Genomic DNA, 11513 nt, shown 5'->3' with positions numbered 1-11513 from the left:
TATGGAACTGACTATCCGCAGACGTATCGCCAGTTATTTGTTAATAAGTTCACTCGCTTTTATTGCAGTCTGCCTGTCAATGTTTCATGGTTGGGAAATGGGCGGAGAGTCTTGGGGTTATTGGCATTTTGCCAGAGTATTTGCAGAGACAGGCAGTTTTGTTGTTCCAGATCGAAGCCCCCTCTATACTCTTTATCTAATTCTATTTACTTGGATGCCATATCCTACTTCTGTTGCGGTTGAGTATTTAGTAACTACGAGCATTTGTGTGATTGTGCTTATTGTATTCTTTCGTCCGTATTTGGGCTTTTGGCTGGCGTTGCTTGCGGCCTGTATTTGGATTCCCTATTTACAGACGGCTGAGCCTCCAGTCCAGAAGTTAGCTTTGGCATGTAGCCTTATCGCGGTTTTACTCAGAAACAATAAAGCTGATAGATTTCGTTTAGTGTCTTCATATGCCTTTTTGATTTTGGCCTGTTTATTTCGGCAGACTTACATACTGTTGATTATTGTATTCCTATCCTCCGATATGCTTCGGACAATGCGCGGTAGCGGAATTAGGACTTGGTTTTCCTGGCGGCCAAAATTAGCGAGCGACTGGCCTATTATTCTAAGTATCGGATTGTTCTTCTGGTTTCTATTTGCCCAGTCACTCTCACCGTGGAACAATGTGGGGTTTACAAATACCGAATGGTTCCCGGGCGATTGGAAGAGCATGGCAAGTGGCGCAGCTGTTCACGCCTTCAACTGGATCTATATTCTACTCAAATATGGAACGTTTGCCGGACACGATATTTATTTCACCAACATGGAAGCATTTGGTGGCGCAACAAACTATTTGGGCATGCTTCATGCAAACCCACAGGTGTTTTTCGAAATTATTGTCTGCAACTTAAAAGATGTGATTCCCACAATAATGCAATTTATATGGTTGCCAAAGACTGGCACTGAATTCATTGACTACTTCTTTATGGTTATCCTTTTTGTGGGAATAATCTACGGCGCTTTCCGTGCAGTACGTGATTGGCCCACAAAGATTCTATTTTTCAGCAGTTTGGCTCTGGTTGGCGTAACAGTCATATCCATTCCAAAATATCGTTACATGTTCCCCATGATCCCAATATTCATAATGGCTGCATCTTGGTATGGATCCATATTAGCCTCTTTATTAAAGAAGCTATATCCAACTACGGAAATGCTTCTTCAAAAAATGGCGCTTGCAGTTTTTGTTTTGGGAATAGTGTCGCTGCTTTTATTTCTTTCTTTTCTTTCAGACCCTGTAATTAAGTCTTTACATGTCATGGTTTTTCTGGCTGGCACAATCCTTGCAACTGTCCTCGCTGGTATACTGTTCGCTGTAGCGAGATTTGGTAAAGCCCATTTGAAGCAACAGATTAGCCGACTTGCACTAGCACTTCCAACCATATTGCTGCTGGGTATGTTTTCTAACGTGAATATCATAAGATGGGCGGAAATCTCGCACAATGTAGCAACTGATGTCGTCCATGGCAAGTTGCGACTGCTGGAAAACAGAGAAGTAGGTAGTATGAAGATCGCATATCCTAAACTCGTTGAAATTACTAAGAATTGCAAAGGAATTCTGTCCCTTGAGTCTACTTTTCTCGGTGCTTTTTTAGATATTCCGCAAAGCAGGGTATACGCAGTATGGGAAATTCCGCCATTTGGTGATTTAAAAAACTCCTCATATAAAGGGTTAAATCCCGACCGAATTGATTGTGTTCTTGTCTCTTCTGAATTGGCTTCAGGAGTTGGCGCTGGTACAAATTATCAAATCCGTTATCAGAGCTACATTAAACCATACGTTAGTGAGTTAAAGTCTTTGGGTGCTGTTACCTACGAAGTTCCCTATTTCGGTCAAGCTGTTGTTCTTCAACGATAAAGCCATGGATGAGAAGAATGCAGTTAAATCTAGCATGGTTCATGCCGCTAGTAAACTTACGAGTTGGACAGATACCCTCGTTCACCAGGGACATAATGTGCGTACCTTTGTGCTCAACAACTCCTTTAATTCCATAGGTTGGCTTTTCCATTTGCAGCTGACGAATAGATCGATCCTGGCGTGTGAGCCAGTCTGCCCAACAAGTTCAAATCGCCGACATCATCGACCTGTGGTATCTATTTGGATTTAGTCCTTCTTCTGACTATCTATGAAGACGTAGAAAACATTTTTATCTTTACAAAAAAATCCAATAAATTTCTCCTTGACAAATAGTTCATAAATGAGTAATTTAACTACTCAAAAAGCAACAAGATTCTCTTGACGACAGTTGAGTAAAACTTGCTCGATTTTTCAATTACATCTAAAACCAGAGTAAAACTCCTGCTAAAATTCTTTTTAAATCCGGAGACAAAGGCATATCTACGCGGACTATCAGACGAATTTGGTGAGTCATCCAACGGAGTGAGATAAGAACTTAACAGGCTTACGAAAGCGGGTTTGCTTACATCTGAAAGCGACGGTAATAAAAAGGTGTATCGAGCAAATATTAAAAATGTATTATTCCCTGAAATTCATAAGATAATTAAAAAGAACTTTGGCATAGATATCATAGAAAACGTTTTATATAATTTGGGCAATATCGAATTAGCGTTTATAACCGGTGATTACGCAAAGGGAATTGATGGAGGTGTGATTGATCTGGTAATTGTCGGTGAGGTAAATAAATCGTACATGAATGAACTCATTGAACTAACTGAAAAAACGATAAAACGAAAAATCAGAGCTTTGGTATTAAGCAAAATTGAAAGACACTCTCAAAATAAACAAGGCGTTGGTTGTATGGAATAATAACCCTAAGAATGATAGAGATTAATTCTCTTGATTCTAATAACGAATGTGTGAAGATATCCAAAACATTTTGGATTCCGCAAAGATATAAGAGAGGATTGCTTTGAACAAAATATTAGTTACTGGCGCCGGTGGGTTTATTGGTTCTCATTTAACGGAACTATTGGTTAAGAAAGGATTTGATGTTAAGGCATTTGTGCGCTATAACTCAAAGAATAATTGGGGTTGGCTAGAAACCTCAGAAATCAAGGATCAAATCGAAATAGTATCCGGTGATATAAGAGATTTTGATTCAGTGTATAATGCGTTAAAAGGATGTAACGCAGTGTTCCATTTAGCTGCTTTAATAGGAATTCCATATTCTTACATCTCTCCTAAAGCATACATCGAAACCAACATCATTGGATCATATAATGTCATGCAGGCTTCAAAAGAACTGGGAATTGAGCAAGTTTTAATTACTTCAACGAGTGAAACCTACGGAACCGCTCAATACATTCCAATAGATGAGAATCATCCATCGGTGGGACAGTCACCATATTCAGCTTCCAAAATCTCTGCAGACCAATTGGCGCTAAGTTATTATCGTTCGTTCAATTTACCTGTTAAAGTAGTTCGGCCGTTTAATACGTATGGGCCAAGACAATCAGCTCGTGCGGTCATCCCGACTATTATTACTCAATTGCTGGCCGGCTCAACAGAAATCAAAATGGGCAGTATTCATCCAACCCGTGATTTTAATTACGTCAAGGATACCGTGGCTGGCTTCATAGCAATTGCAGAAACACAAGCCACGATTGGAGAAGAAATAAACATTGCCTCTCAACAGGAGATTTCCATTGGGCAGCTTGCTCGCGAGATCATTGATCAGATCAACCCATCGGCCAGGATCGTCTCTGAGGATATACGCATACGGCCTGAAAAAAGTGAAGTGGAGCAGCTGCTGGGCAGCAACGAAAAGATTCGCAGGCTAACAGGGTGGCAGCCAGAACATTCGCTGAAGCAGGGAATCCGGGAAACCATAGATTGGTTCAGAGATGAGGAAAACCTGTGGCGCTATAAATGGAATGACTATAATGTTTGAAAAAATAGTCAGCTTCATTAAATCGCTTTATCCAGCTGAGAATCCCGTGCCGCTCCATGCACCGCGTTTTTTGGGGAACGAAAAAAAATATCTCATTGACTGTATTGATACAACCTATGTGTCCTATGTGGGGGAATATGTCACTCGTTTTGAAGATGAAATTCGGCAATGCACAGGCGCAAAGTATGCGATCGCTGTCTCCAGCGGAACCGGAGCGCTTCATGTAGCCTTACTTCTTGCCGAAGTAGCGCCCGGGGATGAGGTGATAACCCAGCCGTTGACTTTTGTCGCCACAGCCAATGCCATCTCCTACTGTAACGCACACCCGCTATTTGTGGATGTAGAACGATTAACCCTGGGACTTGACCCGGACAAACTGAATGATTTTCTTTTAAATAACGGAATCTTGAAGTCAGATGGCAAGTGTTACAATAAAACAACTGGCAGAAAGATCGCCGCGTGTGTGCCGATGCACACCCTTGGCCACCCGGTGCGGATCGACCAAGTTATTAAAATTTGTAATAAATATCATATTCCGGTCGTTGAGGATGCCGCCGAGGCGCTGGGCAGTTATTACAAGAGACAACATGCCGGTACATTCGGGGTTCTTGGCATATTAAGTTTTAATGGCAACAAGCCAGTGACGACCGGTGGTGGTGGCATGATCATCACGAACGATAAAGCCATTGCGGCAAAGGCCAAGCACCTGACCACAACGGCCAAACAACGCCATCCGTGGGAATTCATTCATGACGATGTCGGCTATAATTATCGCATGCCGAACATCAATGCCGCCGTGGGCTGTGCACAGATGGAATGCTTTGCCGGGGTTTTGGAAAACAAGCGCGCCACAGCACAGATGTATGCGCAGTTTTTTCAGGAGATCGGCATACCATTTGTTGAAGAACCTACTCACGCCAGATCCAATTACTGGTTAAATACCATTGTTTTAAAGGACAGGCAGGAACGGGATCAGTTTCTCGCCTATTCCAGAGAAAAAGGTATTCAAACGCGGCCCGTTTGGACACTCATGCCTGACCTTCCAATGTATCGCCATTGTCAGTGTACAGCGATTGAAACAGCTCAATGGCTGGAAGACCGATTGGTCAATATCCCCAGCAGTGTGCGGATACAAAGAACGATATGAACGAGACGATAGGATTAATCACAGCAAGAGGCGGATCAAAGTCTATTCCAAGGAAGAATATAAAACTTTTGGCCGGTAAACCGCTCATTGCGTGGACAATCGAAGCTGCCCTGCAATGCAAATGGCTGAGTCGGATAATTGTATCAACAGATGATGAAGAAATTGAGAAGGTTGCTCATCATTGGTGTGCCGAAGTTCCCTTCCGCCGCCCTGCAGAGTTTGCACGCGATGATTCATCTTCCATATCGGCCGTATTGCATGCAATTCATTGGATGGAAGAAAATGAAAATTTTTGCCCTGATTATATTATGTTGCTTCAGCCTACGTCTCCGCTCAGAACGGCGGAGGACATACAGCGATCCATTGAGTTAGCAAGAAAAAGTCGTGCAGTGGCTGTAGTAAGTGTATGCGAGTCCGAACGTCACCCATATTCATGCAAACGTATCTTGGACGATGGGACATTATCAGATTTTATGGCAACGGATATTGGATACTTGCGACGTCAAGACTTACCTCCTGCGTATGCTGTAAATGGTGCAATTTACTTAAATCAGCGTTCATCGCTGCTGCTGGATAAAACTTTTTTGCCGACAGGAACAATCGCTTATCCCATGCCACAGGAACGATCTCTTGATGTTGATACACCGTGGGACTGGCGTATGGCTGAGTTAATTATGAAAGATAGAAATTGTCACGATTGATATTATATGATGTTGTATTGGGGATCATCTTCCAACAACAGAGGTAAAAACATTTTGGCATGATTACAAAAAAACCTGAAAATGTTACTAATTTTAGAATGAACTGCTGTTTCTTCAAGTCAGCAAGAAAAGCTTTTTCACATGTTCTGAACAATCATCTTTCATGCGTGTTATTGGCTCCAGCGTATATTGGTTTCAGCTCCAGAGAAGGGTCTGGTATATTCGATCCGATCCGGGAAAGCAGAATCAAGTATTGTTTTTACAAAATGAATAAAGACCTTTATATCGATATGGTGGACCTTAAGAATCGGTTAATCGAAAATGAGAAAGGCATTCTTTTACTCATACACTATTTCGGCTTCAGAGACCCTAATTATTCTGAGGCTAAAGAGTTGGCTATAAAGATGAACTATATCGTTGTAGAAGATTGTGCCCATGCGCTTTTTACCTTTTTATTTGGTGCGGACCGGAATTTCGATTATGCCTTTTTTTCTTTGCATAAGATGCTTCCATACAGAAACGGCGGCATGCTCCTGTCAAAATACCCTCAGGAGTCAGAAACAATCGAATCTTTCAATTTACATGAATATGATTGCTATCAAATTGCACAGCGCAGGTGTGAAAACTATCAAAAACTTAAGGAACTTATGGAACCTTTATGTGCCCGTTTTCATATACATCTTCTTAGGGATGCTCTTGAGGATGCTGTACCCCAGAGCTTTCCGATACTGCTACCTGATGCAAATTCAAGAGACAGGCTCTACTTCGGGCTCAATGAAGTAGGATATGGCGTCGTAAGTCTATATCACGAGCTAATTCCGGAAATTGATAGATATTATAGTGAATCTCATTTTCTTTCGACCAGAATTTTGAACTTGCCAGTGCACCAAGATGTGCGTATTGATGAGCTTGAATTAATGGTTCGAAACTTAAAACAACTCCTCTGATAAAAGGCTTAAAATGAAAGAGGACGCGGCGGTAAAAAAATATGCGAATTAAAGAATGCACAACATCGGACTCGCAATGGGGGGACGCGTTCAAATGTCTTCCCGCGAATCTTCAAGATATCTATTTTTCTCCTTCTTACTACAGAGTCTATGAGCAAGTTTATGGATCGCAGGCCCATTGTATGATTTTTGAGAATGACAATGATATTGCTTTATATCCCTTTATAATTAACACTCTCCGTGGACTTTCTTATATTAATATTGATCACGAGTATTTTGATATTCAGGGAGCCTATGGTTATAACGGGGTAGCCTCTACCTCCAATGATCCCGCTTTCACATCTGGTATAAGCCGTGCAATGATTGAATATTGCCAAGAAAAAGGGATTATTGCAGAATTTACTCGATTTAATCCCGTATATAACAATCATAAATTAGTGTCATACCTAAATGTGATCAGCGTAAATCATAATGTTCTTGTGAACTTGACAGAAAGAGATATTTGGCAGAATTCTTATGAACATTCGACACGTAAGAATATAAAAAAGGCAGAACGTTCAGGATTGAACACGATCGTTATTGCCGGCCGCGATGTCACTTCTGAGCGATTAGATTCATTCATTGACATATATGAAAAAACGATGACACGGAATTCCGCTGATGAATTCTATAATTTTCCAAGGAACTATTTTGAGTCCATGCTTCGTTTCAACGGACAAAACACGATCATGTTCTTTACAATCAAAGATGAAATCCCGATTGCCTGTGAACTTGTTCTTTACGGCGGCTCTGTCGGGTATTCGTTTTTAGGTGGAACTCTTGCTGAGTATTATGATTGTCGTCCCAATGATATTTTGAAACATGCCATTATTGAACACCTGAAAGATGTAGGTTGTACCTGCTTTTGCCTCGGAGGTGGTACTACCGATGGTGATGGTGTTTTCAGGTACAAGAGAAGTTTTTCAAAGAATGGTGTAGTTGATTTCTTTATTGGAAAGAAGATTCACAACGCAGCTATTTATGGTGAAATTGTGAATGCGTGGTCGGAACGATTCCCAGAGAAATGCAAAAAATACGGTAATCAATTATTAAAATATAGGTATTAAGAAGATGAATTTTTTCGGTGATCCCATTTGGGAAAACTTATTTTCAAGTAAATCTTGGGGTAAGTACCCACCTGAAGAGACGATTAGGTTTTTCATACGAGCTAAAAACAAAATAAATCATATCCCTCTTTACGTTCTGGATATTGGGTGTGGTATGGGTGCAAGTTCCTGGATGATGGCAAAGGAGGGTGGTAAGGTAACCGCATTTGATGGGGCACCGTCGGGGTTGTCTCACATCAACGTAAATGCTAAAGAATTTGGTGTATTGGATGAGATAGAAACCGTGCTTGGAGATATAACGAGACCAAGTGTTTATCTCAGGCAAACATATGATATTATGATAGATCAGTATTCTATATATGCTAATCCTGAGAATATGGTAATTGAAGCATATGGAAAATATTTTAATCTCTTGAAACCTGGTGGACTATTCTTAACTTGTGGATTCGGATATGGGACGACTGGATGGGATGAAGGGCGAAGGATTTCTGAACACACGATAACGGATATTAAAAAAGGTGTAATGCGGGATACCGGAACTGTGAGCGTGTTTTCTATCGAACAATTGATATCGATTCTATGCGCTATCGGATTCGAGATCGAATATTGGGAACAGATTGTCGAAAACAGAAATGAAATTTATGTAGATAAGCATACTATCGCAGTTTCAAAGCCTGGTAAATGAAAAAGGAGTAATAAAATGGTATCACGGGAAATAAGAACGCAGTGGAATGCATCGAAGGATGAGCAGACGTCACGGCGAAGTTTTTTTGAGTTGTTTCGAAAGTGTCCTATTCCTGAAAATGAACTATTGATGAATCTATCGCTGTTCATTAAACGACAGGATCTTTCAATGTTGCTGTTCATGAATGAACTTTATCAAAAGATTCTTAGTGTCCACGGTGTTGTTATGGAGTTTGGAGTCAGATGGGGTAAAAACTTGGCATTATTTGAAAATTTTCGTGGTCTTTACGAACCATTCAATCACAATCGTAGAATCATTGGTTTTGATACTTTTTCTGGATTTCCTTCGATAGATTCTAAGGATGGAAATGATGATATTATCAAAGCCGGCTCGTTTAATGTAACGGAGTACTATGATGAATATCTTGATCAAGTGCTTTCATACCACGAGCAGGAGAGCCCAATCGCACACATGAAAAAATATGAGCTGATCAAGGGTGATGCCTCTGAACAGATTTTAAAATATTTAGATCGGTATCCCGAGACAATAGTAGCACTCGCATATTTTGATTTTGATATCTATGAGCCTACGCTTGCATGCCTCAAAGCAATCCGAAATCGAATAACCCGGGGCAGTGTTATTGGATTTGATGAATTGAATGTAAGTCGGTACCCCGGTGAGACCATTGCACTCTCGGAGGTGTTTGGTCTGGATCGATACAAGATACATCACAGTATTTATAGCCCCACACAATCTTATATCGTAATTGAATAGATAGAAGGCAGAAAGATTATGCTGAACTTTCAGAGAGTAATAGTGATTGCTGAGGCAGGCGTGAATCACAATGGCAGTTTGGATATTGCGTTTCGTCTCATTGATGAAGCTGTGGAAGCGGGGGCGGATATAGTGAAATTTCAAACATTTCGTGCGGACCGCGAAATAAGTTGGCACGCATTAAAAGCAGAATATCAGAAAGAAACTACGGATGCGAAAGAAACTCAGCTTGAAATGGCACGTAAATTAGAGTTCGACATCAAGGATCATCGCACCTTGATTAATTATTGTAAGCAAAAGGGGATTCGATTTCTATCAACGCCTTTCGATCTTGAGAGTATACAAATGCTTGCCGATTTAGGGCTTGGAATGATTAAGGTTCCGTCGGGTGAAATAACCAATCTTCCATATTTACGAGCTTTAGGACGTCTTTGTAAACCAGTAATTATGTCTACAGGTATGGCTGATTTGGGGGAGATTGAAGATGCACTCAATATTTTGATTGATTCAGGTACCTCAACGAGCGAAATAACCCTGCTCCAGTGTAACACAGAATACCCGACGCCTTATCCCGATGTAAATCTCAGAGCGATGGTGACGCTCAGGGAAGCATTCAAATTACCAGTCGGTTATTCTGACCATACATTGGGAATCGAAGTACCGATTGCTGCTGTAGCCCTTGGGGCGTCAGTAATAGAAAAGCATCTTACTTTAAATAAGAATATGCTCGGTCCGGATCATCGCGCGTCACTTGAACCGGCTGAATTCAAATGCATGGTGTCAGCTATACGAAATATTGAAGTGGCGCTCGGGAGTGGCATTAAAAAAGCTTCGGAATCAGAAAAGAAGAACAAAAACATTGCGCGTAAGAGCATCGTGGCCGATCGGCCTATCAAGGCAGGAGAAATGTTCACAGAAACAAATCTTACTACGAAAAGACCAGGGACGGGAATAAGTCCTATGTTGTGGGATTGGATACTTGGCCGTAACGCTAACAAAGACTATGATGAGGATGAGCTGTTAACATTTTAATGAAAACGATATGTATATTCACGGGCTCCCGGGCGGAGTATGGCTCACTGAGGCCGGTTATAATAGCCTTGAGTCAAAAAGAAGATATAAAAGTCCAGTTGCTTGTCTCCGGCATGCATCTATCACCTGAGTTTGGTCTGACTTATCGAGAAATTGAGAAAGATGGATTTATTATCGACGAGAAAGTGGAAATGCTCTTGAGTTCCGATACACCGACATCTATTTCAAAGTCAATCGGCATTGGAATCATAGGATTTGCAGATGCTCTCGAACGCTTGCAACCGGACATCTTACTTGTTCTCGGCGACCGTTTTGAAGCCCTTGCGGTTGCTATAGCCGCGATGGTAGCGCGGATACCAATAGCGCATCTCTGTGGGGGCGAAATCACCGAGGGAGCCATTGATGATGCGATGAGACATGCAATTACCAAAATGAGTCACATCCACTTTGTTGCAGCCGATGAATACCGTACTCGCATTATTCAGATGGGTGAGAATCCAGAGAGAGTTTACTGTGTCGGTGGGCCAGGTCTTGATAATTTGAAAACAATGAAATTGCTGAACAAGGATGAAATTGAAAACATTCTTGGTGCCCAATTGCAATCCCATAATTTTTTAGTAACCTTTCATCCCGCAACTCTTGATGATGAACCTGTTGAATTTCAATTTCAGAATTTGCTCGATGTATTGGATGAACAAGCCAATAGTTTGATTGTTTTCACGAAAGCAAATGCCGATACAAATGGGCGTTTTATAAACCAGATGATAGACTCGTATGTGGCAAGAAAACAAGGCCAGGCCGTATCTTTTTATTCTTTGGGCCAGTTACATTACTACTCCGTTATGCAATATGTTGATGCAGTCGTTGGCAATTCTTCGAGCGGAATATGGGAAGCACCCAGTTTCAAGATCGGAAGTATCAATATTGGAACGAGGCAATCGGGCAGGATTAAGGCACCAAGTGTAATCGACTGCGGTACATCGAAGGATTCAATTAAGGCTGCTTTCTGCACGTTGTACTCGTCAGAATTTCACGATATTCTTAGTAAGGTCGTTAATCCATATGGTGATGGGTACGCTTCAGGCCGAATAGTAGATATTCTTAGTTCTGTAGATCTTGTTTCCCTAAAGCATAAGAAATTTTATGATTTGCCGGTTATGACAAAATTGGTCTGAGTAAATTATTATAGCCGAGAATTTCGGTGCGCATGGAATGACACACTTGTGGG

Annotated in this window: 11 protein-coding genes; all 11 read left to right on the top strand. The window is 41.2% G+C overall.

Going from position 1 to position 11513, the window contains the following annotated elements; genetic code table 11:
* Window position 1 precedes the first annotated feature (1 nt).
* Window positions 2-1900, top strand: a complete 1899-nt coding sequence (locus NTX44_11090) for a hypothetical protein (GenBank protein MCX6122146.1) — start codon at window positions 2-4, stop codon at window positions 1898-1900.
* A gap of 558 nt (window positions 1901-2458) precedes the next feature.
* Entirely contained in the window at window positions 2459-2809 is a 351-nt protein-coding gene (locus NTX44_11085; protein ID MCX6122145.1) for a hypothetical protein, read from the top strand.
* A gap of 103 nt (window positions 2810-2912) precedes the next feature.
* A complete protein-coding gene (locus tag NTX44_11080) occupies window positions 2913-3893 on the top strand; it encodes an NAD-dependent 4,6-dehydratase LegB (protein MCX6122144.1) in 981 nt (326 codons plus the stop codon).
* The gene (locus NTX44_11075) at window positions 3886-5040 is read left to right on the top strand and encodes a LegC family aminotransferase (protein ID MCX6122143.1); all 1155 of its coding nucleotides are present in this window, start codon (window positions 3886-3888) and stop codon (window positions 5038-5040) included. The genes NTX44_11080 and NTX44_11075 overlap by 8 nt, the downstream gene beginning before the upstream one ends.
* On the top strand, window positions 4980-5741 hold the full coding sequence (locus NTX44_11070) for an acylneuraminate cytidylyltransferase family protein (GenBank protein MCX6122142.1): 762 nt from the start codon (window positions 4980-4982) through the stop codon (window positions 5739-5741). The genes NTX44_11075 and NTX44_11070 overlap by 61 nt, the downstream gene beginning before the upstream one ends.
* A gap of 59 nt (window positions 5742-5800) precedes the next feature.
* Window positions 5801-6688 (top strand): DegT/DnrJ/EryC1/StrS family aminotransferase, encoded by an 888-nt coding sequence (locus tag NTX44_11065; GenBank protein MCX6122141.1) that lies wholly within the window; start codon window positions 5801-5803, stop codon window positions 6686-6688.
* Between the two features lie 41 nt (window positions 6689-6729).
* Window positions 6730-7794: a GNAT family N-acetyltransferase gene (locus NTX44_11060; protein ID MCX6122140.1), complete on the top strand. Its 1065-nt coding sequence runs from the start codon at window positions 6730-6732 to the stop codon at window positions 7792-7794.
* A gap of 4 nt (window positions 7795-7798) precedes the next feature.
* Window positions 7799-8479: a class I SAM-dependent methyltransferase gene (locus NTX44_11055; GenBank protein ID MCX6122139.1), complete on the top strand. Its 681-nt coding sequence runs from the start codon at window positions 7799-7801 to the stop codon at window positions 8477-8479.
* Window positions 8480-8494: 15 nt separating this feature from the next.
* Window positions 8495-9253: a hypothetical protein gene (locus NTX44_11050; protein ID MCX6122138.1), complete on the top strand. Its 759-nt coding sequence runs from the start codon at window positions 8495-8497 to the stop codon at window positions 9251-9253.
* A gap of 18 nt (window positions 9254-9271) precedes the next feature.
* Window positions 9272-10285 carry an N-acetylneuraminate synthase gene (gene neuB / locus NTX44_11045; protein MCX6122137.1) on the top strand — a complete coding sequence of 338 codons (1014 nt, stop codon included), beginning with the start codon at window positions 9272-9274 and terminating at the stop codon, window positions 10283-10285.
* A complete protein-coding gene (gene neuC / locus NTX44_11040) occupies window positions 10285-11460 on the top strand; it encodes a UDP-N-acetylglucosamine 2-epimerase (GenBank protein MCX6122136.1) in 1176 nt (391 codons plus the stop codon). The genes neuB and neuC overlap by 1 nt, the downstream gene beginning before the upstream one ends.
* The last annotated feature ends 53 nt before the right edge of the window (window positions 11461-11513 follow it).

This window comes from Ignavibacteriales bacterium (genome assembly GCA_026390575.1).
In the GTDB taxonomy this organism is placed as follows: domain Bacteria; phylum Bacteroidota; class Ignavibacteria; order UBA10030; family UBA10030; genus Fen-1298.
The sequence above is the reverse complement of the archived record's forward strand: the minus strand, read 5'-3'. Positions and strand labels throughout refer to the sequence as shown.